General features: G+C 48.8%; 19 protein-coding genes. 2 read left to right on the top strand and 17 right to left on the bottom strand.

All coding sequences use genetic code 11. From position 1 onward, the window contains the following. The first annotated feature begins 1,328 nt into the window (after nucleotides 1–1,328). Together IC230_RS34530 and IC230_RS30485 are read left to right on the top strand one after the other, a co-directional pair. Nucleotides 1,329–1,457 carry a hypothetical protein gene (locus tag IC230_RS34530; RefSeq protein ID WP_262893196.1) on the top strand — a complete coding sequence of 43 codons (129 nt, stop codon included), beginning with the start codon at nucleotides 1,329–1,331 and terminating at the stop codon, nucleotides 1,455–1,457. Nucleotides 1,458–1,560: 103 nt separating this feature from the next. Further along, nucleotides 1,561–1,737 (top strand): hypothetical protein, encoded by a 177-nt coding sequence (locus IC230_RS30485; RefSeq protein WP_191042865.1) that lies wholly within the window; start codon nucleotides 1,561–1,563, stop codon nucleotides 1,735–1,737. On the opposite strand, the gene IC230_RS30480 is transcribed toward IC230_RS30485, so the two are convergent. The 17 genes from IC230_RS30480 to IC230_RS30400 all read right to left on the bottom strand — a co-directional run bounded on the left by IC230_RS30480 (nucleotide 1,732) and on the right by IC230_RS30400 (nucleotide 26,444). Beyond that, nucleotides 1,732–1,911: a hypothetical protein gene (locus IC230_RS30480; protein WP_191042864.1), complete on the bottom strand. Its 180-nt coding sequence runs from the start codon at nucleotides 1,909–1,911 to the stop codon at nucleotides 1,732–1,734. The two genes, IC230_RS30485 and IC230_RS30480, sit on opposite strands and share 6 nt — an antisense overlap. Before the next feature lie 302 nt (nucleotides 1,912–2,213). After that, entirely contained in the window at nucleotides 2,214–4,145 is a 1,932-nt protein-coding gene (locus IC230_RS30475; RefSeq protein ID WP_223860955.1) for a DUF885 domain-containing protein, read from the bottom strand. Beyond that, nucleotides 4,108–5,565 (bottom strand): serine hydrolase, encoded by a 1,458-nt coding sequence (locus IC230_RS30470; protein WP_191042863.1) that lies wholly within the window; start codon nucleotides 5,563–5,565, stop codon nucleotides 4,108–4,110. The genes IC230_RS30475 and IC230_RS30470 overlap by 38 nt, the downstream gene beginning before the upstream one ends. Nucleotides 5,566–5,573: 8 nt before the next feature. Next, nucleotides 5,574–7,364 (bottom strand): serine hydrolase, encoded by a 1,791-nt coding sequence (locus IC230_RS30465; RefSeq protein ID WP_191042862.1) that lies wholly within the window; start codon nucleotides 7,362–7,364, stop codon nucleotides 5,574–5,576. A 207-nt stretch (nucleotides 7,365–7,571) separates the two neighbouring features. Beyond that, nucleotides 7,572–9,425, bottom strand: a complete 1,854-nt coding sequence (locus IC230_RS30460) for a serine hydrolase domain-containing protein (protein WP_191042861.1) — start codon at nucleotides 9,423–9,425, stop codon at nucleotides 7,572–7,574. 101 nt (nucleotides 9,426–9,526) lie between these two features. Then, entirely contained in the window at nucleotides 9,527–10,492 is a 966-nt protein-coding gene (locus IC230_RS30455; protein WP_191042860.1) for an alpha/beta fold hydrolase, read from the bottom strand. Nucleotides 10,493–10,523: 31 nt separating this feature from the next. Continuing rightward, nucleotides 10,524–11,966 (bottom strand): amidohydrolase, encoded by a 1,443-nt coding sequence (locus tag IC230_RS30450; RefSeq protein ID WP_191042859.1) that lies wholly within the window; start codon nucleotides 11,964–11,966, stop codon nucleotides 10,524–10,526. Between the two features lie 20 nt (nucleotides 11,967–11,986). Beyond that, entirely contained in the window at nucleotides 11,987–13,378 is a 1,392-nt protein-coding gene (locus tag IC230_RS30445) for a DUF418 domain-containing protein (protein WP_191042858.1), read from the bottom strand. 90 nt (nucleotides 13,379–13,468) lie between these two features. Beyond that, nucleotides 13,469–14,593: a DUF3471 domain-containing protein gene (locus tag IC230_RS30440; protein WP_191042857.1), complete on the bottom strand. Its 1,125-nt coding sequence runs from the start codon at nucleotides 14,591–14,593 to the stop codon at nucleotides 13,469–13,471. Between the two features lie 225 nt (nucleotides 14,594–14,818). After that, on the bottom strand, nucleotides 14,819–14,995 hold the full coding sequence (locus IC230_RS30435) for a hypothetical protein (protein WP_191042856.1): 177 nt from the start codon (nucleotides 14,993–14,995) through the stop codon (nucleotides 14,819–14,821). A 299-nt stretch (nucleotides 14,996–15,294) separates the two neighbouring features. Beyond that, the gene (locus tag IC230_RS30430) at nucleotides 15,295–16,146 is read right to left on the bottom strand and encodes a hypothetical protein (protein WP_191042855.1); all 852 of its coding nucleotides are present in this window, start codon (nucleotides 16,144–16,146) and stop codon (nucleotides 15,295–15,297) included. 404 nt (nucleotides 16,147–16,550) lie between these two features. Next, nucleotides 16,551–20,696: a hybrid sensor histidine kinase/response regulator transcription factor gene (locus IC230_RS30425; protein ID WP_191042854.1), complete on the bottom strand. Its 4,146-nt coding sequence runs from the start codon at nucleotides 20,694–20,696 to the stop codon at nucleotides 16,551–16,553. A gap of 668 nt (nucleotides 20,697–21,364) precedes the next feature. Further along, nucleotides 21,365–22,321, bottom strand: coding sequence for an SRPBCC family protein (locus IC230_RS30420; protein WP_191042853.1), 957 nt, complete (start codon nucleotides 22,319–22,321; stop codon nucleotides 21,365–21,367). Nucleotides 22,322–22,395: 74 nt separating this feature from the next. Then, nucleotides 22,396–23,265 carry an alpha/beta hydrolase gene (locus tag IC230_RS30415; RefSeq protein WP_191042852.1) on the bottom strand — a complete coding sequence of 290 codons (870 nt, stop codon included), beginning with the start codon at nucleotides 23,263–23,265 and terminating at the stop codon, nucleotides 22,396–22,398. 580 nt (nucleotides 23,266–23,845) lie between these two features. After that, the gene (locus IC230_RS30410; RefSeq protein WP_191042851.1) at nucleotides 23,846–24,538 is read right to left on the bottom strand and encodes an aspartate/glutamate racemase family protein; all 693 of its coding nucleotides are present in this window, start codon (nucleotides 24,536–24,538) and stop codon (nucleotides 23,846–23,848) included. Between the two features lie 398 nt (nucleotides 24,539–24,936). Then, the gene (locus IC230_RS30405) at nucleotides 24,937–25,797 is read right to left on the bottom strand and encodes an SDR family oxidoreductase (RefSeq protein ID WP_191042850.1); all 861 of its coding nucleotides are present in this window, start codon (nucleotides 25,795–25,797) and stop codon (nucleotides 24,937–24,939) included. A 77-nt stretch (nucleotides 25,798–25,874) separates the two neighbouring features. After that, nucleotides 25,875–26,444: a Crp/Fnr family transcriptional regulator gene (locus IC230_RS30400; RefSeq protein WP_191042849.1), complete on the bottom strand. Its 570-nt coding sequence runs from the start codon at nucleotides 26,442–26,444 to the stop codon at nucleotides 25,875–25,877. Nucleotides 26,445–26,648 lie beyond the last annotated feature (204 nt).

The following is a 26,648-nucleotide window of genomic DNA, read 5'->3' as shown; positions in this document are numbered from 1 at the left end:
TGATAGTACGTATTGATACAGTTCGGGCAGTATCGACAGTTAGGATGGTTTTAGATTGAATGAGCTGACCATCGCTTAATTTTGGTTGAAATGACAGGCGTACAGAATTGTAATTCAGGAATTTAACTAAACTATAATTCCTGTTTTTGTCAGAACAAAGCTATGGACATAAGGCCTGTAAGACGCGGTACAAACAGACGGTATTCCGGTAAAAAGAAGGGATTTTGACCGTTAGAAAGTAGAACCAACAAACAGACGATCCTGGAATTGAAAAACCAGTAGTACGTATAGAATAAGTTGGTTGATTGATGTGACCTTCTGACTGTATTCGTGATCAACGATTGCGACCATTAGCATACGCATTTGGCAGAACTTCGAGTCAGCCGTTGCCTTGGCCTTTAATTGTCAAAGAATGCCTTCCCAATCGGGCGTTTAAAAGATGGGTCAAATCTTAAATCGTCCAGTAAAAGGCTTGGCCAAATGGACGCTTATCATGGCTTATCATGACCTGTAGTGATAGCATAACGTTCAGTTACGATGCCTAAAAGCGTTCACGAAATGGTTTGGCCAAATGGACGATATTCATTGATTAGAGAAATAGTCTGACTCTAGCCATTAGTGCCTGAAAGCGTTGACGTAATGGTTGCCTTTTATGAACGGACACTGCAAAAAGTACAAATTCTTGAAAAGGGGAGGGAAGGATACCCTTATTTTTATCTTATCAGTAAAACACAATTTCTGGATCAAAGTTAGACTGGCTATTGGCTTGTTGTTAGCAACTCTGTCCACCAATTGACGGGCGTATATAGGTGTACATAAAACCAGACAAACAAAATGCTACCACTAGGGGATGCATACCTATGAATGCCCTAATGGTAGCATTTTGAGAGAATAGATAAAAAGGGTTACTTGGCAAACTCTGTCTTTTTACTTTCCAGATAATTGTATTTTTTCAAGCCGAGCTATGTAAGACTTCTAGTGTTAATCGATTTTTCCAAAATTGACCCCTATAGACAAACTCTGAAAACAGGGCGGATTGTCCTTTGGAAAGGGCGGACGCCGGGCGGGATACGAAAGCCTTCTATTATGTTAATGAAATATCCGTAGATTGAGTCTATCAATTGCGAGTAAAGCAGCCTTAAAAATAGCTTATCAACTAATATAACGCTTACTAATACAACGGTTTTGTGAAAACAATCACTCTGGCTCTGCTGTGCTTACTTGGCTTTTCCAGCTTTACATTTAGTCAGAACCGCTTACCAACTAAGATATACGGCTAGATAGAGATAGCCAAATTCATAATCGACACGAACCGGAGCGTAGGGCCGATGCCCACTGGTAATCCAGCGTCGTTTCAAATCCGTACGGGTACCAAAGCGCAGTTCATCCGTCCGGCGGCCCGGCTCGAACAGAACGGACTCTCCAAAGTCAGCTACGTATTGACTGAAGTTTTTTAAAGGCTTCCGCCCCTGCTTGATCCCGACGCATATTGGTGGGCCGCCCCGTTTTAGCTTTGAGTTTCAGCCGCTGGCAGAGCAGACTCAATCCACCGACTGACTAGTGTATCCCAAAACTATCGGTCAGAAAGGTTTGAATCTGGGCCAAGGTTGCGGCCTGATCGGTATCAACAAAGTGACGGAGTTGACTAATCTGGGAGTAGGTCAAATAGCCGACAGTGCCATGATTGTTGTAGCTGAGCAATCCATCGAGTCCGGTTTGGCGATAGTTGCGCTATAGGTTTTGGCGTTCTCGAAGGTCAATCAAATGACCCGCTTGTTGTTGGGTCTTGGCTGAGCTGTCTTTCAACAAGCGCAGCAAGCGAAGCCGGTCTCTGAGTTTGGCTTTAGGTTGCTGCTTTTCGAGTTGCAACAATTCTTCAGCGGATTGAGTGATGAGCGAGGTGTAGTTCATACGACTACATACGCAAAATCTACCCTAAATTAGTATAAGTAGTCCTTTCATACTCAGCATTTTCGCTTTGAACGGCGAGGTAGAGTCGCTCATGTAAAATAGTATTTTATTATAAGTTACTACCGGAATCATCAGGCCTATAATTGTTAACAGAAATAACTTAAAATAGCCGGGTTGCCTGACAGAAGGCTGTAGACTGACTAATTTGTTTTGCATTATCTGTGAGGTCAGCTAATCAATCAAAGTTGAGGAACGTAACGTATTTTTTACGATTGAGTAAGATGAACGTTTTGCGTTCTGAATCAAGACTTCGATTGCTCAATCCAGTTATTCACGGTTTCTTCCAGTACAGGCAATGGCATAGCACCATTGGCCAGCACGACCCGGTGAAACTGTTTCAGGTCGAAGCGGGAGCCGAGTGACCGTTTCGCTTTTTCGCGTAATTCCAGAATCTTCATCATACCTATTTTGTAGGAGCAGGCTTGCCCCGGCATGACGCAGTATCGCTCTACTTCGGTCGTTACTTCGCTCTCGCTACGTCCCGTGTTGGCGACCATATAGGTAATGGCGGCTTCCCGCGTCCAGCGTTTATGATGAATACCCGTATCAACTACTAACCGGACAGCCCTGAACAACTCGGCCTGCAAACGCCCCAGATTGCCAAACGGATCGTTTTGATAAAATCCCAGTTCGTAAGCCAGTTTCTCACTGTATAAAGCCCATCCCTCATCATAGGCCGTAAAGGGAATAACGGTGCGAAAAATAGGTAGCCTCGGTTCGGCGGTCCGATTTAGCTCGGTTTGAATCCCTACTTGGAAGTGATGGCCTGGAATGCCCTCGTGGTACGCCAGTGTCTTCATGCCAAATGTTGGGTGCTCAGCAGACGACCGCAGGTTTGCGACGAAAACACCACCTTTCGATCCGTCCAGAGCCGGCATTTGGTACCGGCCCAGGGCTTCTCCGGCCTGTTTAAACAAAGGGACAGGTTCAACGGTAAGTGAGGCCTTCGGCCGCATGTCGAAGGCTACGCCCACTCGTTTATCAGCCTCGTCAAGCAGTTGTTTAAATCTGGCCAAAATCATCTGTTTACCAGCGGGCGTTTCCGGAAACAGAAAGCGGAACTCATGGCTGAGACGCTGCATAATCACCTGAACCGTCTGGGTCGTGTCTGTATAACCCTGACGTTGAAGAATAGTCCGCATTTCCGCTGTGATCCTATTGACCTCGGTAAGACCGATCTGATGAATTTCGTCAGGACCCAGATTCGTGGTCGTGTGCAGACGTAGTTGATAGCGGTAAAAGGCGTCACCATTCGGAAGTTTCCAGACGCCCGCATCATTGGTTGACCGAGCGTACAGTCCTTCGTTATATTCGATAAGCTTTTGATAGGCGTTGAACACCGAGTGCTGGATAGCCTCGGCTACCTGCTTCGAATAAGCTGCTTTTTCATCGGCTGATACGTCCTGAAGTTTGGCTGTTTTGTGAATATAGTTCGTGTAGAGCGGGTTTTTATACACCCCTCCATCGATGAAGGTCTTCATTTGGGTCAGAACCTGCCCAATGACAAATTTAGGTGGAATAATGCCTTTCTGCTCCCGGATTTTAAGCCCTTCCAGAACCTGATCGAACTTAATAGGGATACCGTTCAGGCGGGTGATATACGCATCGATGTCGCTCTTCGTTCGTAACTGGTGTTTGTCCACCAATAAGTCGGGAACTGCGCTCTGAACACCCCCCATCTGATTCAGCGGGTAGTCGTGGTAGAAAAATGGCTCGCGGTCTACCTGCAGCTTCATATACCAGCCCAATATGCTGGTGTTGAGTTTGTTTTCTGGAGACTGGCTTTCGACATCATACCTTAGAAGCGTCTGGTAATCTTCCTTGACCTGCTCAAAGTTACGCCGTTGCTGTGCGTCGGATACGTTGTCCCACTCGTCTTTAGTCCAGTCATAGAGTACGGGCAACCCGAGCAACGTAGTGAGTTCCGGACTACGTAACACAGTGGCTACAAACACCCGGTCATAGAAATGGCGAATGTTGAAGGGTCGGAACCAGATGAGGTTAACAAGCCATACGGCACCGATCAGCAGCAGTACGAATAGGGAACGTAACACCCAGAATTTCCAGGTTCTTTTTTTGGGTGGTTTGGTAGAAGGAGTCGTTACCATTTGAGGAGAGGTTTGGTTATTGGAGGGGTTAATTGATTTTTTTCCATTCCGTTTTTTGGCCGCCATACACCATCGTCCGTTTCACTACGTTCCCTGCGTCGTCTTTGACGAATTCGATCTCGGCATCGATATTGCGGAAGAAGAACTTTGTTGGTGTTTCAGGAATTAGTTCGGCCCGGTTAGCAGTGCCCCGCTCAAAAAGTTTATTCTTTTCCCGGACAACGGTAAAGACCGTTGTTCCTAGCTGGTAATTGCCTACGTACGATTCCAGCACTGAGTCCGGGACGGATACCGTTTGTCGGGTGGTTGGGTTGTAGAAGCCCGGCCAGTTATAAACCCGGGCGATGCTATTCATGAGTTCGGGAATGATATTGACGCTGGCATTATCCGAATTTGCCAGGATCACCAGGCCATTGCCATTGGTCAGACTGCCGTAATAAACGGCGCTGAATCCGGCACCATAGGTTTCATTGGTGAAATACCGCTCCGTCCCTCGGGTAATGAGCTGTACACCCATCGCAAAGGAACTGTCTACATAAGGCGTCAGGCGCAGGCGGGTCAGGTCGGAGGTAAGTACGTTGCTGGAGTTGCCTCTGTACGCCAATTGAGTTTCTACGACGTAGCGCGCCAGGTCAGTTGGGGTTGTCCAAAGTCCACCGGCTGCCTGCTCGGGAAAGAGTTTATAGTGGCCCGCTATTTCGTTGTTATCCAGGTCATAGCCGGTAGCTAGCTGACTACTCTGAACCGGTGGTTGGGAAAAAGAACTATGGATCATACCCATCGGCTTAAGCACTCGCTCCTGCATATATTGATCATACGGCTGGTGCGTTACGTCCTGGAGTAACTGCTGAGTAATAACCAGCCCACCGCCCGAGTACAGCGACCGTAGGTCGGGGGCAAAACGTGACCGCACAGCTGGACTGTTGGCGGGTTTGTGTCCATCGAGTATCTGCGGTATCGTGGGCAGAACTTCATTAACCGTATAGCCTGAAAAACGAAGAAAAGGCAATCCTGCCGTGTGGCTTAGTAGATTCGCGGTGTTGATTTTTTTACCGTTTGTCACGGAATCATACGGAAATTTCCAGGTAGTCAGGTACTGATTGATGTCGGCGAACAAGTCGATCTTTTTGTCCTGCACCAACGTTAGCATACCCACTCCGTTCAGGGCCTGACCCAGAGTGCCTGCCTGAAAGCGTGTTTCGGAGGTGGCAGGGTTTTGCTGAGCGACATCGGCGAAGCCATAGGCTTTGGCCCATTCGACCTGGTAGTTGTGAATCACTGCTACACTAATTCCGGGAATGCGATAATACGCTAGCCGCTCCTGAAGTGTCCAGTCTTTGTCGCTGGGTGTACGCACGTTGGCGGCCAGGTGTTGTTCGACCTGGTGGATTTTTGCCAGTACGGCTTTAGAATAAGTGGTCTTTTGCCCGAAGGTGTTCAGGCAACTTGCCAACCACACCAAGAGGATAGTGAAATGTTTTTTCATGATAGGTATTATCGTGTCTTCCTGGCCTCGGTTGTCTGTCCACCATACGTTAGTGTCCGCTTCACCACCTTGCCTGATGCATCGCGTAAGAATTCGAGTTGGGCATTTACGGCTTTAAAGAAGAATTTTGTTTTGGTTTCGGGCATTATTGCCAGTTTCTCTCCGCCCGTCAGCTGCTCAAAGAGTTGGTTGCCTTCCCGCGTAACGGTGAACGTAGCGTTAGGGTTGCTACCGAACGGACCTTCATAAACTCCTACGTAGGTGTCCAAAATTGTTTCGCTCACCGGAGTGCTTACGCGCGGCTTAACTGGCGGACTAGACCCCTTTTTCCCTGGTACGGCTTCCATCAACTGTGAATAAACGTTTCCCATGGTTTCGTATTCACGGTATCCGCCTTTATAATGCCCCAACCGAACGATGACTAAATCATGCGACGGAATCATCGTGACTGATTGACCACCCGCACCCAGCATCATGTAGGCGTCTTTGGGTATTGGTCGTTCACCGTCACCGTTGATCCAGAACAGACCACCGTAAATAGGCCGTCCGTCAGCTACCCAGGGTTTAGCCAATGTACTGACAAAGCTGACGAATCCTTCGGGCAACAGGCGTTCACCATTCCAGAGCCCGTCCTGCAAGTACAGGTTACCCAACCGCGCCCAATCGCGCCCGGACGCAAACTCATAACCCTGTGTGAGAAAATTTCCATAGGGGTCCGTTTCCATGATCATCGTCCGAATGCCGAGTTTATTGAACAGCTCTTTTTGTGAGAACAGATGGTACGACTCTCCTAACCCTTCGATTCCTAGTCGGTTGAGGTAGTTAATCAGCACCGGGTCGGAGTTGCGATACCGACCGACCGTGTTGGGCGGGAACTGCGGGGGCAGGTTAGCCGCCCACTCAAATGAATTGCCACCACCCGTATATAGGTACAGGTGATCGGGGTAGCCGAGGGTTGGGTCATAATCAGGGTCCTGTGGAGCCCGGCAGTATAAGCCGCTCGACATGTGCATAATGTCGCTGATGCGAATCTTGGCGCGAGGATCGGTTTTGCTTTGCCATTGCGGAATGGGCGCGGGTTGGTCTAACTGGTATACGCCTTTCTGCATCAAAACACCCATCAGCGTGGCCGACAAGCTTTTTCCCATCGACCAGCTTTCCAATGGCGTGTCTCTTGTAATGTCTTCACCGTAGCGTTCGCCAATAATACGTCCCTTGTAGGTGACGACTAAAGCCGCTGTTTGCGCGTCATCGAAGGCAAAGGCAGCATCAACAGCCTGCCTAACTTTGGTCATATCGAGTTCAGCGGGCAGTGGTGTTTGGGGTAATACGTCGCCCATCGGCCAGGACGTAGTAGCCGCATCAGGTACTTCCCGAGATACCTTAACGGGCTCGAAGGACAGCGTATTTTTGCCTTCTGCCAGGCAGACACATCCCTGATCGCCGGTATAAACCGCCACCCGGGTGACACCATTGGGCAACGTAATGGAAACGGTTTTCTTCTGATAGTCAATAACAGGCTTGCCTACTTTAGCCCGCTCTGCGTAAGGACTGGTGAAGAACCCTACGTTTTCGGCGGCAAAATCAGGTTTTAGTCCCGTAATAAACACCGCAGAACACATAATTTTGGCATAACCCGCCGTATGATGCGACAGCGCATCACCAGGGGGAGCCTTATAGGGTGTATTCAACTGGAATTGAGCCGCTCGATCCAGTATTGGAGTAGGAGTAGTCTGGCAATAGAGTGGTTCGTTGCCAGTCACTATTGCCAGCAGGAGGAAAGGTCGAATTAGATTCATGATGAGGGTGTTGATTGATTTTTTTTTCTTTTTTTCATTCCGTTTTTTGGCCGCCATATACTATCGTCTGGTTCGCTTACCTGCCTCGTCTTTAACGAATTCAATCTCAGCATCAACGTTGCGGAACCAGCAAGGCTTCCCATCAGCCAGACAATAAGAAAGGTCAGCGTTGATTTCATAATGGAGTAGAGAATTGAATTTGTCCAGTTAGGCCCACAACCGCAAGCCAATGAGCCCCCAGACAGCCATGTAAGCCACTACCAGCAGGGCCGAGCACACGGCAATCCACAGAAAAGCCCGATCGAACCGGTTAGGCATCTGACGTCGGTAACGAATGAGGTTGATAAACGCCCAGATCGCAAAAGCCACGGTTAGGATTGAGGTCACGAAGATCGTGACGGCGGTAACCCCAACTATTCCTACCGTAAATGGATTGGCTGGAACCTGAACAAGAGTCACCCCTAAAAACAAGGGTAGTGAGAGTGAATAACCCCATAGAGGCATTCGTACTTGCATAGCACTGAGTAGTTGGCTACGTCGTTTTAACCAGCCATAGCGAATAAGCCAAATAAAACCAGCCACGATGCTTAGTACACTCATCAGCAAGGCAAAACCGCCCAAAACAATAGGAAACCAGGCACTTAAGGCAGTGGTCTCTGTCATGTTCAGAAAGCCACCGGTCAACACCTTCTGCCCTTCATCGTTACGGACGAGTGCCCATGACGTTGTGTACCCTTTTTTATTCAACCGTATAAACCGATTTGCTGAAACCGGCCGAAGGGGGGTGGTTGCTCCATCCAGCAGGTTTTTCATCATCAGCTTACCGTCCTGCTCAACAACCTGTGATACGTTGGTGAGCCATTCGTACCAGTAACTGAATCCAAACCGTACATTACTAGCTCGGTAAAAACCCAACAGCGACTCTTTTTCGGCCTTTTTTAAGGTGTACGCTGGTGGCAGTCGTTGCGGAATGTTTTTTAGAATCACATCCAGTACCGCATTGTAGATTTTCCCAAACCCGGCTCCGTCGGAGTTGACCAGCACAATTAGTCCCAGGTTTAATTCCGTATTATAGAGGTAATAGGCTAAACCACTATTGATAAAGCCATCATGACCATGAAAAATATAGCCCTTGTAGGAGGTTACAAAATTGTGCAGCCCATAGCCTTCTTCCAAACCAGCTTTAGCCGCCAGGGAAACAGTCGGCGTTTCCATTCGATGAATGGATGAAGTATCCAATAATCGAACTCCCGCATGCGTTCCTCGGTTCATTAACAGCTGCACAAACGACATCAGCTCCAGGGCTGGCGCATTTAAACTACCGGCAGGCCGCTCCAGAATATGCAAGTATCGCTCTTCCCGGGGCGTATTGCCCCCTGAGTAGTTGGTAACCAGATGGGTTAGGGCTGCGCCATCCCGGCGAAACGTACTCGTCTTCATACCCAGTGGCGCAAAGATGTGCTGTTGAACAAACGACTCGAATTCCTGACCTGTTCGTTTCTCAATGATACGCGCTACGACAGGTGGGCCGGAGTTGCAGTACGCCACGAACGTACCAGGCCGCCAGCGCGAATGGCGCGTTGCTGCCGACGAATCCAGTCCCTTTTGTAGGGTTATGTTCGGATCATTGACGGCAAAATCTTTCAGGGTCCAATCATCGAATCCCGTCGTATGTTCAAGCAGATGAACAATCCGGACAGGGTCGGTGTCTTCCCAGGGATTGCTGAACTGAACCTCGGGCGCGGCTTTTTTTAGTTCTTCGGAGAAATCCAGTTGCTTTTTTTCGGACAGGAGCAAGGCCGAAACCGCTACAAAGCTCTTGCTAATCGACCCCAGCCGAAACATGGATTGATCGGTCACGGGTGCTTTTGTTTTCAGGTTCATCACCCCCGCATTGAGTTTGTATAGCAGACTGTCTTTCGTAAAAACAAGTACCTGCGCCCCCGGCGTATGTTCATCCCGCATGATGCGGTTGATACGTTTGGTCAACGTATCGAACTGGATAACGGAATGTGGCGGTTGGGCCGTAGCTATGGGTAGAAAGCCGAGAGTAAGGAGCATGCCAGTTACCCAGTAGAACCTGTGTGGAAGAACCTGATGGAGTTGAACGCTAGGAACGCCGTGCATGGAGGTAGGAATTTGTGGTAAAGCGATTAGCCATTTCATTTCAGAAAATCCCGCACCAATTTCTCTGTCTCGGCAGGATGCGAGATGAACACGTAGTGATTGGCGTCCTTGATTCCAATCGCCCTGCCTCCCCTCACTTCTTTGCGAAACAGGGCCTCCTGTTCAGCATCCCACTTTCTCATGTTGGGAAACGATGCGATGGCCTTCTGGCGACTGGCAGAATCCAAGCGGTTATAGTATGGAAAAGCATTCCGGACCGAGGTGTGCCGGGCATAAATCGCCAGCGCCGGACATTGGATGCGGCCATAAGCAGGACGATCTAACCTCGATAGCGTGGCCGGGAAGACAAAGGCCGGCGTTGTGTCCCCAATATACTTGCCTTCTTTCGAGAAAATAGATGTGGCCCGGATCTCTTCGGCTGGAATCGGCACACCCACTACTTCATGAACGGCCTGGCTTAAGTTGTCCATTGAAGCGGAATCTTTTGTTGTTGGATTGGGTGGGCCAGGACTTTGGGCTAACAGTTGCATGATATTGGAGCGGTCATAAGCGGCATCGAGGTAAACCAGTTTAGCCGTCCGATCTGGATAGGACGAAGCGAATTTACTCATTTCATCCCCGGCGATGGAATGACCAACCAGCAGGACTTTCTGGATACGAAGGGAGTCCAGAACCACCAAAATATCATGCGCTAGTGTCCTCATATCATAGCCCGTTTTGGGTTTGGACGACTGGCCGAACCCTCTGCGCGTAATGGCATAGATGTGGTACTGATCGATGAATCTGGGAGCAAATTCGTCAAAGACGTGGGCTGTGTTGCCAAAGCCCGTCAGAAACACTAGCGGCTGGCCCGTGCTGCCCCAGTCGAGTACTTCGAGAGCAACGCTGTCGGCTACTGTCACAAAGCGAGTTTGATGAGTAACCGAGGTAGCTGGTTTATCGGTTTTAGAACAGGCATAACATAGTATAACCAGACTAATAAACAGGTAAAAAGAATTCATAGAGAGTTTACGAGTATAGGTTTACGGTTAGCTACTTTACCGGTGGTTTACGATTTCCGATAAAGGACTCGTATTTGAAATCAACTCCTCGCCGGTCTACCCATTCCTTACGGGCTTTTTCAATAAGGGCTGGGGTTTTATACAAATCCAACGCAGTCAAGGCCAGCGTTTTGGCGGCTACCAGCATTCCTTTCTGGCCAATGCTCATGCCGCTTGCCGCCACCGCCTGCCAGCTATGGGGGCCAGTACCCGGCACCCAGGTCGCGGTAACAAATCCAACGGTTGGCACTGCCCAGCTTACATCCCCAACATCCGTAGAGCTGTTATCGGCGGCCGTGGCTGAGTCAAACGGGATGACCTGGCTGGCATAGCTTAAGTCTATTTTTGACGTTAGGCTGCTCGCTACTTTCTGGGCAAAATCCGATTCTTCGGGCGTGTACTGAATTCCACCTACAGTTTTTAGATTTTTGTAAGCCGACTCCGCTAACGTTACGTTGGGCAGGACGTCAAAGACACCGCCTTCGATCTCAATCTCTACCTGAGTCCCGGTGCCTTTGGCTGCCCCCTCGGCGGCATTTTCAATCCGTTTCCAGATACTTCTCAACACCTCCCGATTTTTGTGACGAGCATAATAATAGACTTCGGCGAAAGCAGGAACAACATTGGGCGCTTCGCCACCTTTCGTAATCACGTAATGGACGCGAGCATCGGAGGGAATGTGTTCGCGCATCAGATTGACCATGTGGTTCATGGCTTCTACCCCATCTAATGCCGACCGGCCCTGCTCAGGAGCAGCCGCAGCGTGTGCGGCAATCCCTTTAAATCGGACGCGGGCGGCAATCAGGGCCATCGTAGAATAGGGATTGGCAACATTTACACTGGAAGGATGCCAGTGTAAGGCCACATCAATATCGTTGAACAGGCCCTCGCGCACCATATAGACTTTACCCTCTCCGTTTTCTTCGGCAGGGCAACCATATAGCCTGACTGTTCCCGAACGACCCTCTTTTTTCAGCCACTCTTTTAGTTCGATGGCAGCCGCCAGCGAAGCTGTTCCAAAGAGATTATGCCCGCAACCATGTCCACATTTCTGTCCCGAAATAGGCGTGAATTCGGGTTTGGCATCGGTAGCTAAACCGGGCAACGCATCGAATTCCGCCAGAAGGCCAATCACCGGTTTGCCTGAACCAAACGTAGCGACAAAAGCTGTGGGCATACCGGCTACGTCCGCGTTAACGTCGAATCCAGCTCTTTTCAGCTCGTCCTGTAATAAGGCAGAACTTTTATTTTCATGAAAGCCCACTTCCGCAAAATCCCATATCTGTCTGGAAATGGCTGCATAGTTGGGAAATTGTTTGTCTAAATTAGCAAGAATGGTTTGCTTATCGGGATCGAGGGTGGGTACTTTCTTTAATTTCGGTTGCGAAAAAGCTAGCACAGGTAGTAGTGCTAGAGTAAGGAATTGTGTTTTCATGAAGGATATACTAGTGAGGATTAAGCAAAATCGGTCGATAGACGACGTATAGGTTGCCGTTTCCAGTAGGTGAGGCTCCGCCACACCCATTCGAGTGGGCCGAATAGAAAATATCGTAGCCAGATTGGGCTGATAATCAGTTGGATTATCCAGATCGCGGCCACCAGAAAATAGAGTTGGTAGAATTGCCACTCAGCGTACTGATTTAATCCATAACCGTAGAACACAAAGGTGCAGATCAGCGTATGCATGACGTAGTTGGTAAACGCCATTTGTCCAACAGCCCCCAGCCGATTTAGTAACCCCTGCACCCGGCCTGACTGAATCAACAGAATAATCAAGCTGGCATGGGCCATCACCAGTAATATTCGCTGGAATGGGTAAATTAGTCCAGCCCACTGGATAGGGTGCTGTTCCATGTAAGAAATGAAAGCCCATGAACTCGGAATATTCTGGTAATAGTAGTAGAAACTGAACGTAACGAGCGACAATCCCAGTCCATAGCCCAATAACATCGTCTGCCAGTAGCGACGACGCGGCCATTGACCTGTCACGAATCCCCATTTATATAGCGCCATACCTAACAGCATTAGGGCGAGCGGGTCCCAGAGTCCGAAAATCAAGTACTTGGTTTGCCCATCCCAAAGTTCTTGCCGGTAGCGTGATGCCACTGTGAAATAGTCCGGAGATTTCATTTTGCGTGTATGCTCAGCAATTTCGGCCTTGTTTGGAAAAAACTCTTTTTCGGCTTCTTTCCAGTTGATGATAGCCTGTTGCTGATTCTGGGTCTGCTTCTGACCTTGTTGTTGGGCTTTCTGCGCGGCTAAAAAAGCTAGTCGTTTCTCTCGCACACTCTGATAAAACATCGTGCTCAGGACAAAGCCAATAATAGCTACCAGTGGCACACCGAGGGCCAAATAAGTGGGTTTCATCTTCCGAAACCAGAAGGCAATCATGCCGATTACGCCGTAGTAATACAGAATGTCGCCCATCCAGAGCAGTACGTGCGAGTCGATAAGGCCGAATACGACCAGCCAGCCCATACGCCGGAAAAATAAACCGGTAGCCGATTGGCTATCGTGCCTCGGCCCTGCTTTCTCTTTGCGGGCCATGAAGAGAATGATGCCTACACCGAAAATCATGGAAAACAAAGCGCGCATTTTGCCCTCGAACAGAATCGTAATGAACGCATCTAACCAAAAATTGACATTACTCGGATTATGGTTGAACGCATCACTGAAGCGTTCGGCCATACTGAAATAGGGAATATTCATGAGCAGAATCCCCAACAGAGCCACTCCCCGCAGAATATCGATGGTCTGGATACGCTCTGCCTGCGATACAGGCCGGTGATCCGTCATTTCGACCGTTGTAGCCGAGTCTATAGGTATTGACGGTTGATTGGTAATCATGGATAGTTTGGTTTAAAAGAAAGGAACATGACTAGAACACCAGGTGTAGGTCGACAACGTAATGCCTATGCCGGGATACTCGTATTGATACTATTTGATTTTTTTCGCTTCTGACGTTTGCCCATCATAGACCAGCGTCCGCTTGGTGACTTTCCCGGATGTATCCCGGATAAATTCAAGCTGGGCATTCATATCTTTGAAGGAGAACTTGGTTTGGGATTCGGGAATGATTTCCAACTTTCTGCCGCCGGTCAGTTCCTCAAAGAGTTGATTGCCTTCCCGGCTAACCGTAAACGTGGCCTTTGGATTACCGCCGAACGGTCCCTCATAGATACCGACGTAGCTGTCCAGCACCTTTGCGTCTAGGCGCACTGCTGGGGCCTGTTCTTTGACGGCGTAATCGACCAGGTAATAAATCTCCTGTCTAGCCGTTTCCCGTAGTTCGCTCATCTCCTTAAAGAAATGTTTGTAATCAACGCCCGGCATTGTTTTTTTAAAGGCCGCTTCTCCTTGAGCCTCATCCGATTCCAGTAAGGCTTTCAGGCTGGGAAACTGATACACCGACGTGAAGTCATAGGCTTTCTCGGTAGCCCAGGGCAACACAAGACTCGCGAAAGCCCAGCCAGCCGCACCGCCCGTAACGACGCGCTCCCGGTTAAATGGTTGGGCCTGTTTGACGTGGGCCATGTAGTTGTCATACTGACCATTTTTTACTTTAATATTCGACGCCAGCCAGACTGGTGCCTTGGCCGGCGATGCGTTGGGATTAGCCAGAGCGCCATCGACGTGTTCCCAGATTTCGACTTTGGCTACCTCTTTTACTTCGTTCGTGCGTTTTAAAAGATCAATTAGTTTCGAGCGGTAATCTGTCCCCATCACCTCAATCAGATGTTTCTCGGGCGTAGGGTTGTCCATGTAAGCAGGATCGGTGAAGTTACTGATCGTGATGTAGCTGTAGTCCTGATTGGGGTTCGTGCTCATGTTGAGACCCAGCAGGTACCAGCCCAGATTATAGCCGTCTTTGGCCTGGGCCTGGTGTATTTTTTTCCACTCGCTTTCAATAGCCCGAGCCTCTGAGAGCGTGTGTCCAGGTTTTAGTTTATGAAAGTGGGCCACCGAAAACACCTTCTGAGGTGGCTGACCAAAACCAACTGTAGCAATAAAGAAAGTAAGGTAAAGTGGATACAGGGAGCGAAACGTAGCATTGATTTTCATTGGGATAGGGATGGTTTATAGGTAAGAAAGGAAGGTATATGAAAAGAGAAAGCTGGTTTATGGGTGGAAGGTCAAAACGGGTTTATAACCAGGCGCTGTTGGAATCCCTCGGTATTTACTAGGACAGGTTCGGGCTGATTAACCACTACTCGTTGAGAAAAATCTTTACGGATTCAATACTGCCTGTTGGCAGAGTAAGAGCGTCATCCTGAGCCTTACCAGAGCTTAGTTGCCCTGACTGTTCATGGTTTCCTGCCAGCGATAATTGTCAATCAGGGTTTCCCAAAATATGTACTGACCAAAGGGCTGCTTGGGCGAGGGGTGGTACGGCATTCCGGGCAACGTCTGAGCGGTGGCTGTCAGCGACAGGCTCAGGACGGTAAACAAGTAATGGTTTTTCATACGCAAATGGGAGTTGGTTGAAATAAGTAAGTTAGTGAGGGAAGCGATCTGGGACCGTTACAGGGGCACAAACTGAGTAACGAACAATGTGGCAGCGATAAATTCATCCGCCCATCTACCTTGCCTAGACTGTCGATAGGCGGATAAGCTCATCAATTGGTCCTGCCCGGATTACCTCTGCCCGCAGAAGGTGAACAAGGCAGGAGCAAAAGGGTGGAAAGTTGATTGTGTGGTGTCGAGTGAAAGACGCAACTGCCGGGTAAGACCTGTCGTACAGATGGTTCTGTAGGAATAATCCGTCATTTGGAGGCTGCCTGAGCGGGTGCTGTTTTCACCGCGTATTCTACGAGATAATAAAACTCCTGCCGGGCCGTTTCGCGCAGGTTGTCCATATCCTTGTAGAACTGCTTGTAGTCCATTCCGGGCATCGTTTTTTTGAACGCAGCTTCAGCCTGAGGCCCTGATTCTATGATGGCTTTCATGCTCGGAAACATATTGACCATCGAAAAATCATAGGACTTCTCACTGGCCCACGGAAATAGGAGTCCCGCGAAATTCCAGACTACAGCACCGCCCGTAACGACGCGCTCCTGATAAAAGGGTTTGGCCTTTTTGACGAGGGCCATATACTCTTCGTACTGGCTATTCTTGACCTTTATGTTCGTAACCATCCAGATTGGTGCTTTGTCGGGCGAGGGCAGGGGTGTAGCGGTAGCTCCCTCCAGTATCTCCCAGACTTCGATCTTACTGGTCTCTGTCACCTCGCGGCCCTGTATCATGAGGTCTGTCATTTTTTTCTGATACTCAGTGCCCCAGCCTTTTTTCATAGTCGCTTCCGGGTAGGCATTGTCAAAGTAACCGGGGTCGCTGACGTTCTTGATGGTCACGTAGCTGTACTCTTTGTTAGGGTTGGTGGTCATGTCGAGGGCCAGCATATACCAACCCAGGATTGACCCTTCGTCGGCTTGCACCTGATGCACCTTTTTAAACTCGTTTTCAAAGGCACGGGCCTCGGCCATTGTGTGACCCGGCTTGATTTTGTGATAATACACTTCCGAATACACTTTTTTAGGCGCTTGTGCTATGCTAGTATGCAATAGGGATAGGCTCAGCATGAGCGCAGACAGGGCACATAACATTTTCTTTTTCATGACAATTAGGCGTTTATGGTTTTAAATAAAGAGTGAAGGCATGCTTACATTCGGCGATCTGAAACGGCTTACTTTGGGTGGTTTCTAGCAGTACAGAAACAAAAGACCAGTACCAAAGCTGGCTGTATCAGCAGCTTGAAGGGTACAGACGTGTTTTATAGCAAAACAGGAGTGCGAGCTAACCCATTGTTAATTAGGGACATACCAAAGGTAGGATACGGCTTAAATGCAACCTATCTCATTTGGGACAAAAGCTGTAAGATTTGGGCCAGTGGCGCTAAATTCAGTGCGTTTGGGAGTCATAGCCATAATGACACTACTCTCTCGAAAGAGAAATAGAAAAACGATAAATCAGAAGGTGGAATGTAGGTGACGATAGGCGGGTGAACGAATGGGTAAACACCTTAGCGACTCAGAAACTCGGATGGGGTCTGGTTATAGGTTTGTTTAAACATTGCCGAGAAATACGATGGACTCTCGAAGCCAACGCGATAGGCAATCTCCGCTATCGATTGTCCGGTCCGCAGTAACTGAGTTGCCCGCTGAAGCCGGTAGTGGCGAATGAAGTCGTTAGGACTCATATTTGTCGTTGTTGTTAACTTTCGGTGGAGCGTCCGGCGGCTCATGTCCACGGCTTGGGCCAAGTCCTCAACGCCAAATTTCGTATCATCCAGTCGCGCTTCGATGACCTGATGCAACTCACTAATGAACGCATCGATCATAGGCTCCTCGTTTTTTACTGACGGAGTTGCCAGTTGCCGGTAGAGGTGCGCCCGCAGATTGGCCTGCCGGGTCAGCATATTCTCCACCCGCAGAAATAGTTCATCGACGTGGAACGGTTTGGTCAGGTAATCATCAGCACCCTGCTCCAACCCCATGATCCGGCTTTCTTGGGCCGCCTTGGCCGTCAGGATGATGACACCCATGTGATTGGTGGCCAGGGTCGATTTGATGCGCTGCGTCAGCTGATAGCCATCTAGCCGGGGCATCATCACATCGGTCACCATCATATCAGGCAACTCTTGCTGGCAAAGGGCCCAGCCTTCCTCCCCATCGGCCGCCGTCAGCACCCGGTAGCGATTTGCCAACTCACCTGCCACAAATGTCCGTAGTTCCTCATTGTCCTCCACGACCAGTACCAAGGGGGCATCCTGGGCAACCCGTGGTGAAGGCTGCTGATGGGTTGGCACAAGGCCGCTGGGCGTGGCCCTCAACGCTGTGGCGTCGATATCCGGCAGCACGAGATCAGGTGCATCAACCCAGTCCGTGACTGGCCGCAGCGGCAAGGTCAGCGTAAACGTAGTACCCGTTGGGGCCTCCGTCCGACTTTGTACCGTAATGCGTCCGCCGAGTAGCTCTGTCAATTCGTGGACCAAAGATAGACCAATACCAGTGCCTTCAAACGCCCGGGTTTGTGAGGTATCGACTTGATAGAATCGGTCGAAAATATGGGGGATGTGTTGCGCGGAAATTCCAACGCCGGTATCGGCCAGGTGCACGGTTAGTTGATTGATAATCGGCAGCTCAAGGGTCAGTGATACCTGCCCGCCCGCCGGTGTAAACTTGAGCGCGTTTGCCAGTAAATTGGTGATTATCTTCTCCCATTTATCGGCATCGAACAGCCACGGTCCCTCGTACCGGGTACCGACCAAACCGTTTGTCTGTAAGGTAATGTCCCGGCTAGCCGCTATTGGGTAAAAGGTCTCGACTAGACGCTCAATCAGCGCCACGGCGTCACCCCGCACCAGCGCGATGGGCATGCTGTTTCCCTCCAATTTAGAGAGGTCGAGCAATTGGTTGATCAACCGAAGCAGTTTACCCGCGTTATGGTGAATCGAGCTGTGCAACTGGTTAGTTAGTGCATCATGCTTGGATTCCCGCAATAGTTTTTCGGTAGGTGTTAAAATCAGGGTCAGTGGGGTACGGAACTCGTGGGTAATATTCGAGAAAAATCGGGTTTTAACTTCATCGACGGCCCGGAGCTGCTCGGCTTCCTGCTGTTTCAATCTGATTTCCTGTTGCTGTCGAATCTGACGTGTGCGGAACTGAATAAAGCCCAGAACCAGCCCCCCGAATGCCAGCGCGTAGGCAAGATAGGCCCACCAGGTTGCCCAGAAAGGAGGTTTTATAATTATTGATAACTGTTTGACATGGTTGCTCCACCGACCATCGGCGGTCGTGCTGTTGACGCTGAATACGTAGCGGCCCGGTGCGAGTTGGGTGTAGTTGGCCGTGTTCTGCTGCCCAACCGTCACCCAGTTTGCATCGACACCCACGAGTTTGTAACGGTAATTCAGTTTTTCAGCTTTACCGTAATCAAGACCGGCAAACCCGATGGTTAGAAAGTTTTGAGTATCGTCGAGTACCAGTTCCGACAGCGTGTTGATCGGAGCCGAGAGTGGTGAACCTGATTGATTAGCGTCCACCAACTGGTTGTTTATCAGGAGCGAGGTCAGGACAAGAGGGGGCTCGTAACTCGTCTCCCGAATAGCCGCCGGATTGAAGATGATCCGGCCATTGGGCGTGCCAAAAACTAACCGGCCATCGGGAAGGTGGGCCGATGAGGTTTGGAGAAAGGAGTTTTCGGCCAGCCCATCGACACTCGTGAAATGGCGCCAAGTTAAGGTTCTGGGGTTTAGCCGTACCAGACCCCGATTCGTTCCACACCACAGCATCCCCTGATTATCGGTTTCCAGGCTCACAATTGTGCCATTCGGGAATCCCTCCGAATCGCTCAATCGCCGAAAGGTCAAGGTGCGGGTATCCAACCGGTGTATACCCGCACCTTGCGTGCCGATCCACAACACCGTACTGTCAGTGGGGTCGGCACTCAGGCAGTTAATGGGATTGACGGGCAGCGAACGAGATGGGTTGGCTTGCCGGTCGGCCCGGTTAGTCATGAGTATCTTATCAAACCGTTTACGCAGGATGTTGTATCGAAATAAACCTAGCCCATACTGGGAACCAACCCATACGGATTGCCCCATGGGCTGAATATCAGCGGCATCATGGCCAGGATATATATCAATGAGAGGTAATTGACTATGGGGCAACAGTTGATTACTCGTACCGCTCGAATCACTCTCAACCAGCCCCCCATTGTTGCTGTAAAGCCAGATTCTTCCTTGGCGGCTCACTTTCAGACAGAGGTTATCACCATTCCTGCGATTCACTAAAGCCGTCAGTTCGGTGAGGGAGGACCGGCCCGGTATGTGTTGATAGACATGATTCGGATCAATCAAATAGCCCCTAATAGTGGGGCTGAGGCTATAACGGGGCCAGTGATAAATGTCCCAAACTACATAGTTGTCTGGTAGCGAAACCCCCAGGTCCTGTTCCAACAGATCTTCACAAAATGACTTTCGTTTCGGGGCGAATCCAAACGGCAATCCGTGAAGGTCAATTCGGTTCAGGCCAGCCAACCCATCTCCAACCCAAAGGATGCCTGAGCGGTCCAGTAGCCAGGGGGTAGCTTGTTTTGTAGTCGAGCTGGGTTTGGGTATTCGTGTAAACCGATCCTGAGCGTCCAGGCGATAGAGCTGGTCGGCATACCCTACGTATAGCCGATTGTCAGCCAGTGTTTTCAGCTGGTACCAGATATCATTCTGATGGAGCACGGCAGGAATAGGTATCGTGCGAAAACTGTCTAGAATTGGGTTATAGAGGGCAACACACTGATACCCAAAGACAGCAATTTCACCATCGGGCCCCTGTGTAACCCGATGATAATTAATGGGCCAATATCTTCCTGGCGGCTTCGCGAATGGAAAGGGGATAATTCGTTTGCGACCTGTGTGGGTGTTAAACTGAAAAAGTCCAGTCAGTGTCTCCCCATAGATATGACCGGTTGACGTCAGAATAAAATTTTGCAGTCCGGATTTGCCGGTTAAAGCAGGCACCTTATAAACGTTCAGCGTTTTTCGATGGATATCATAGTCAATGAGCCGTACATTGGGCAAAAGTCCCCAGATATGGGTTCCGTCCGCGCTAAGCTGTATCTGATTAATAAACGCTTTGTTTCGGTCCAGAAATCGCCGATCCAGCAGGCTTGTAAACCGTTCTGTGACCGGATCGAATTGCTGAACAGTTCCCGATTCGGTGTTCACGACGAAGGTGCCATCAGCAGCCGGTAATAGCTCTGTGATCGAATTGTTGGCCAGCGATAGGCTGTCTTCCGATCGATGCTGAAACACCTTCATCGCCCGCCCATCATAGCGGCCTAGTCCGTCGTTGGTAGCGATCCAGATAAAGCCCGCCCGGTCCTGCTCCACACCCATAACACTATTGTGCGGCAAGCCGTTTGTGGTTGTCAGGCGTAGGCTGGACTGGGAGGAAAATTGAGCGAATGCCATTGGGAACAATAACCCCCAGAACAGAAACAACAGTACGTTGACACGGCCCAAAGCGGCTCGTTGCCATTGGTTAAGCACTAACCATTCCCGCAGTACGTGATGAATTGTTCGTATGAGTCTGACTTGACGGATTTGGTTCCAGGCCGAATAATTTATAATCAAGCTAAGTTTATAGGTGTGGGTGGTGTGAAAAGGCATACCAAACGTGAAGGGAAATTCAGCAAAAGATTGACCGATGTGAGCCTATGTAAATTAAAACAGAATTAGTCATTTCTACTCAATAGCATCTGGCTTATCAATACATTTATTCCATCAAACAACGTGATTGACGAGCGGTGATCACTCCCTCAAGACTGGCACGGTTTTCGGGTACTATCACTCTCCCAAATGCCAAATCCCACTAGCTGATTACGCTGCAGTGACTCCCCCAGCCTGAAATTCCCTTGTTGCTGTATGAAATTCGCCTGTATAAGGGATAAAATGAGGTCAAAAAAGAACATATAGTCCCTCAGTCAGCCATCTTTATAGTCGCTTCCAGTTTTTGTCTTGTCCTGTTTCGAGACTATCTGCTCAAGCGGTCCGATCTAGCCCATGCCTATTACCAGGAGAAAGCCCGTTGTCAGAGGTTTCATGGGCAAAACTCGTAGGCTTATAGCTAGTGCAAAAGTGAGTGGATCAAACGGGTGGAGGCCGAAGCGTTAGCTCATTTTGCTCAGCACTAAGCGCTCACCCAATAAAGCGGCTATGTCTCAATGGGGAGCATATTTTGAGACAACGTTATAAAGGCGTATCACTTAAAACTTTAAACCTTCGTTTGGTTGGAGTTGCGAAATTTCCCTCAGTACGAGCATCTTGTCGAGGAAAAGTTACCTCTCTGAATTTTTCTTTATATGTACCAGCACTCTATCATGAATTTTATGAATGATAGAGTTGCTCCACAGTTGCCAATAAAAAGCCGGTTTAATGTTATGATAGTACCAAGTAGTGCCCTCTAAAAGCGTTTTACCATTCGGTAGTCGAGTTAGCTTGAATTGCCCCTGTTTCGAGACAAAGTAGTCGTGTAAGTGGGGAGCATCCACGTCCCAAAAACTCAACTCTTTCATGGGTTCCGGCTGCTGGACGACAGTAAATTTTAGTAATCGAGGCTCGTCCCAAACGGTGATTGGCTCGACAAAACTTCCGGTTGTAAAGTTACAATGGCGCACTGCCCCAACGCCGGTTCCTTTGATTCGGGCATTAATTGGGTAAGCAATGCCCGTTTTAAAAATAAAGTCTTCTGGTTCGTCTAGGTGCGGAAACTCAATGACATTTTTCCAAACCGTTTGTGGTGGCGCGTCAATCCGAATGGAGCTCACCACAGAGACCAAAGTGGGTTGACTGCTTTTTTCGATGAACGCCATTGTTGGAATAATGCCGACCAACACGAGGAAGGTTGTTGACGCATCAGTTGAGTTCTTGTTAATGATTGCATGCCCAATCAGGCTTCCGACCCAAGTTAGTAAAAGCCCAAATGGGGCTGCCATTGCTACACAAATGATGCCTTCAATGGCAAATACTAGAAGTGCGGCCAAGAAAATAGCCAGTGTCAAATAACCGATTTGCCAAGCATCTTGCTTAGTAATCTCCCGGTTTAGCCCGTATAAAATCGTTGAGCCAGCCCCGATAAAAAGGGGAGTCAGAATAAACAGGGCGATGCCATACTGCCCGATGCCATAAATACCCCAAATGCTCAACAGACCGGCAATGACGACCGTTAGACTGATTGCTGTCCACTTCCTTTTTCTCTCGTCGGTTGGTAATAGTCGTTCCAGTCGATCTTTCATATTTGTTTTATTCAATCGTCAACGCGTGACTTTGAAAAACTAAATCTACCGAATAGAGGAATTTGTAAGAATGCTTATCGATGCTTTTCCCAGTCCTTAAAAATAAAGCGCAAGGCATCAAAATAAGCCACAACGGGTTCGGTCATATGGGTTTCGGTGGGGTAATGTTTATAGCGATAATCCAGTCCTTTTAGCTTTTTTTTGGCGAGTGTTGCCTCCAACGTTACTAAATCCTTATGAAAAAACGAATTAGCTCTACCTTCATTTCCGTCACTAAAAAAAAACGCTTTGTTTAAGGCTGAACCAGTTTTAAGGGTTTCATCGGTCATTTTCAACAGATACTCTTTGTCCCACCAAAGGGATGGGCTTATGGCAATATACGCATCAAACAGATCGGGATGAGTTAACAGACAATTAAGCGATGAGAGGCCCCCAAAGGAATGCCCGGCAAAAATTTTGTAGGGCCTTGTTTTATAATTTTTGTCGATCATGGGTATCAATTCGGTCGCCATGAACTGTAAAAAATTTTCGTTCCCGCCACTACCTTGATACGAACTACTGTCTGGTTTGCCCTCGTAGTTGAGTAGACTGTTGGTTGGGGTAAGGTCCCTGGTTCGTTTTGTATTTGGGATGCCAATGACGATAGTCTTGGGCATTGCCGAAACATCGGGCCGACTCAAATAATCGACATACTGAGCAAGCAGGGCAAAATGATTGTCCCCGTCCATTACGTATACGACGGGGAATCGTTTGTTTACATCCGCGGAGTCTACTTTAGGGCAATGCACATAAATCTTGCGCTCTTCCTTTAAAAGCTTGGAGTGAATCGTCACCACCTCACTGGATGGATAGGTATACGTCTGTGTATGTTGGGCTTGAGCCGGTAAAGCGACAAAAACAACCACAACTGAAAGCCATCGAAAGGAATACGGAAGCAATTTCATTGGGTAAAATTTAACGAATAATGGCCTTAAGTTTTTGCCTGATCGCTAAGAGATTAGGCTTGCTGGTGTGGCGGCATTCGGATTGGCATCCGTCCAAATATAGCCCTAAAAGCTCGATAGAGATACAACTGCCGATTGAGGTTGGTCACCCCTCCTAGCTGCCAAGCCGCTGTTGTGGACTGTGCCCGTTATAGCCACAGGTGGCTCTTATATAATAACGTGTCGTTCAAATTAGCTATGCACTTGTAAAGGGCTATAATTTTGGTCGTATATCGCTTTACTTTATAATCTCGCCAAACGCCCGTTTCTTAAAGCATTTGTATGAAGACACTGTCGTCTCAGTTGAGAGCATTTGGGGAGACTTAGCTAGATAGCGGGAGAAAAGCAGGAATAGAGCTGGTTGTCCTACGCAAGCTCACAACTATATTATTGGCTGTTGTGTCCATCTGAAGACCCCATGTGATACTGGTAACCTAGGAGTTTCCACCCACATAGCTAGTAAGCTGATACTTCCAAATAGCCCAATGAACAACGCTGTGCCCCACCTGCACAAAAACGCATCTTGGCTGCTGCCCTGTCGTCAGTTGGCCAATGCGAAATCAACCGCTGCTTTAGAATCAATGGCAATGGTGTCGAATATGGGAATACTACAATCCGTTGCGTTAAGCAGGATGGAAAATTCAGCGCTGCCAAAGACAACTCCCTCGGCTCCGCCACTCTTTAATTTGTCAATAATTTCGATGTAGTTGTCTTTTGTCTCGTCTTTGAAAAGTCCCTTTGTCAACTCGTTAAAAATAGACGCATGAACGTACTCTTTATCCGCTTCGTCGGGAACAATGGTGGTAATGCCGAACTGGGATAAACGATCTTTAAAGAAAGGATTGTCCATGGTAAATTTTGTGCCAAGAAGAGCCACCTTATGCATGTTTTGGCTAACGATTTCCTTGGCTGTTTCCTCGGCACTGTGAAGCAAAGGAATTTTTATTTTTTGCCGGATCGTGTCAGCAACCAGGTGAACCGTGTTAGCGCACAGCACAATGCAGTCTGCACCCGCCTTCTCAAGTTGTATGGCAATGCCTGATAACATATTTTCAACTGCGTCCCAGTCACCTACTTCTTGAAGGACTCTGAATTCGTCAAAGTCCACCGAAAAGAGAAGAAGTTTAGACGAGTGGGAATTGCCAAGCCGTTGATTGGCAAGTTGATTAAGCGTAGTATAATAAACGGATGTAGCATACCAGCTAAGCACGCCAATTAATCCTAATGTTTTCATAAGTTATAGTATTAGTAGCATCAAGCCTTGTGTAGCTGCCAACCTCAATGAGACTGATGAGGAGCACACAAATTGGCACAAACGAACGTACTTAAACTTTTACACACTTATTGCATTAGGTTGCCACTTTTCTAATTTTTACGTCTTATAGGTAATACTGACTCTGAATAGCAAATAAATCCCTTTTGCAAAAAATGGCAAACCTCATGATATTGTTACCATCACATCACCTTACTATAAAGCCTCTTAAAACGCCCCGTTAAAAGAGCAGATTCATCGCACATAGGAGGATTTTATGAAACGCTGTAGCCGTAAATCTTAGCGACAATACGCGAACAGCGACAAACAAAAAACGGCACTAGCTCACGCCACTGCCGTTCCCGGTAAATCTGTTCCGCTTACAATAACTCACCCATCCCGAACACCCTCAAGCCTTTGGCAAATTGTTCGGCTACGGCTTGGTTGGCGGCTTCAATGTATGGGCCAGTGATGGGGTCGACCACGGTGCGTAAGGGCCGGGTGCCTTTCGGCGTGCCGATCAGTTTTACAATGGCATCGGCAACAGCCTGCGGGTTAGGCTTTTTAGCCTGCATTTCTCCGCCCAGGGCGGCTAGCATTTTGTTGGGTAGATCGACAATGGCGCCGTACCCCTCAAATACCCCCTGATCAGATGCGGGGTTGTTCTTTTGCTGCATTTCGGTCGGGAAAGCGCCCGGCTCCACAAGGGCCACGTCAATGCCTAAACGCTTTACCTCGTAATGTAGGCCCTCGCTTATGCCTTCCAACGCAAATTTGGAGGCTGCGTAAATGGTAGCAAACGGGAACGATACCCGCCCAAAGCCGCTGGTCACGTTAATGATCAGTCCGTCGGCCTGTTTGCGCATGGCGGGGAGCACCTGCTTGATGAGTCGCCAGGGGGCATACACGTTGATATCAAACGTGGTGTGCACATCGGCGGTGGTAAAGCTCTCGGCCACGCCGGTCATGCCGTAACCGGCGTTGTTCACCAGCACATCAATTGCGCCTTCTTTGGCCAAAATGGTTTCAATGGCCTGCTTCACACTCTCCTCGTCGGTCAGGGTAACGTCCAAAACCGTCACGTTCGCTACAGCCGCCAGGGCCTGGGCTTTATCGGCATTACGGCCCTGGGTATCGCGCATCGTGGCATATACCTGATGCCCTAAGGCGGCCACGCTGTGGGTGGTAAGCCAGCCAAAACCACTATTTGTTCCGGTTATCAATACGATCTTTTTGCTCATCTTCTTTACGTTTAAATCAATAAGCAAAGGTTGAAAACGGCAATAAGAAACCATTTATCATTTGGTAAAAAGCGCCGTTAACGGATAGTACGGCGTATACGGCTTAGCGATTGTTGGGTGATGCCCAAGTAGGAGGCCACGTACGAAAGCGGGATGCGGTTGATCAGGCTGGGGAAGGCCTCAATGAACGAAAGATAACGCGTGGTGGCGTCTTCTGAAACCAGCGGACTGCGCCGTTCCATGGCCAGGGTAAGGCACTTTTTTACCATGTTGGCCTTCATCATCTCCCATCCCACAATGGTGTTGGATAGCTGGTCCCAGTTCTTTTTATTGAAAACCAGCACCTTGCAGTCGGTCACGGCCTGTACATATTCGGAGGCCACCATCTCGGATTCAAACTTTTGATTATCGACGACAAAATTGCCTTCGTCCACAAAATAATTGGTGATTTCTTGGCCCCTGTTGTTATAATAGCAAAAGCGAAACACGCCTTCCAACACAAACGCCACATAGCGGGGCACCTTCCCGGCTTCGGAGAGGTAGTCGTCTTTTTTAAATTCGAGCATTTCAACCTTGCTCAACAAAAATTCGATCTGCTGTTTGTTGAGGTTACCAAATTGCAGGATAAGATTTATAAGTGCTTCCATCACTTAAAGGTAGTACCCATTGGGGGGCATCGATTTATCATATGGTAAAAAATGAGGCGAGGCGGACACAAGCTATGTATTTGGGTGTACTTGACCACCTGATTGCAGGCCTACTTGACCATCGTACGGGCGGCCCCGTCTATCTTTTTTTTCATCGCAGCGGCGATCCGACAGCCAATTCGCTTTGATTTGAAAAAATACAGC

It is taken from the genome of Spirosoma validum, from assembly GCF_014699035.1.
Classification (GTDB): Bacteria; Bacteroidota; Bacteroidia; order Cytophagales; family Spirosomataceae; genus Spirosoma; species Spirosoma validum.
The sequence above is the reverse complement of the archived record's forward strand: the minus strand, read 5'-3'. Positions and strand labels throughout refer to the sequence as shown.

Bases quoted from the DNA above. Each gene is read 5' to 3' on its own strand.
- IC230_RS34530 (WP_262893196.1), top strand. From the start codon at position 1,329: ATGCCCACTGGTAATCCAGCGTCGTTTCAAATCCGTACGGGTACCAAA.
- IC230_RS30480 (WP_191042864.1), bottom strand. From the start codon at position 1,911: ATGAACTACACCTCGCTCATCACTCAATCCGCTGAAGAATTGTTGCAA.
- IC230_RS30475 (WP_223860955.1), bottom strand. From the start codon at position 4,145: ATGGCGGCCAAAAAACGGAATGGAAAAAAATCAATTAACCCCTCCAAT.
- IC230_RS30470 (WP_191042863.1), bottom strand. From the start codon at position 5,565: ATGAAAAAACATTTCACTATCCTCTTGGTGTGGTTGGCAAGTTGCCTG.
- IC230_RS30465 (WP_191042862.1), bottom strand. From the start codon at position 7,364: ATGAATCTAATTCGACCTTTCCTCCTGCTGGCAATAGTGACTGGCAAC.
- IC230_RS30460 (WP_191042861.1), bottom strand. From the start codon at position 9,425: ATGCTCCTTACTCTCGGCTTTCTACCCATAGCTACGGCCCAACCGCCA.
- IC230_RS30455 (WP_191042860.1), bottom strand. From the start codon at position 10,492: ATGAATTCTTTTTACCTGTTTATTAGTCTGGTTATACTATGTTATGCC.
- IC230_RS30450 (WP_191042859.1), bottom strand. From the start codon at position 11,966: ATGAAAACACAATTCCTTACTCTAGCACTACTACCTGTGCTAGCTTTT.
- IC230_RS30445 (WP_191042858.1), bottom strand. From the start codon at position 13,378: ATGATTACCAATCAACCGTCAATACCTATAGACTCGGCTACAACGGTC.
- IC230_RS30440 (WP_191042857.1), bottom strand. From the start codon at position 14,593: ATGAAAATCAATGCTACGTTTCGCTCCCTGTATCCACTTTACCTTACT.
- IC230_RS30435 (WP_191042856.1), bottom strand. From the start codon at position 14,995: ATGAAAAACCATTACTTGTTTACCGTCCTGAGCCTGTCGCTGACAGCC.
- IC230_RS30430 (WP_191042855.1), bottom strand. From the start codon at position 16,146: ATGAAAAAGAAAATGTTATGTGCCCTGTCTGCGCTCATGCTGAGCCTA.
- IC230_RS30425 (WP_191042854.1), bottom strand. From the start codon at position 20,696: ATGCCTTTTCACACCACCCACACCTATAAACTTAGCTTGATTATAAAT.
- IC230_RS30420 (WP_191042853.1), bottom strand. From the start codon at position 22,321: ATGAAAGATCGACTGGAACGACTATTACCAACCGACGAGAGAAAAAGG.
- IC230_RS30415 (WP_191042852.1), bottom strand. From the start codon at position 23,265: ATGAAATTGCTTCCGTATTCCTTTCGATGGCTTTCAGTTGTGGTTGTT.
- IC230_RS30410 (WP_191042851.1), bottom strand. From the start codon at position 24,538: ATGAAAACATTAGGATTAATTGGCGTGCTTAGCTGGTATGCTACATCC.
- IC230_RS30405 (WP_191042850.1), bottom strand. From the start codon at position 25,797: ATGAGCAAAAAGATCGTATTGATAACCGGAACAAATAGTGGTTTTGGC.
- IC230_RS30400 (WP_191042849.1), bottom strand. From the start codon at position 26,444: ATGGAAGCACTTATAAATCTTATCCTGCAATTTGGTAACCTCAACAAA.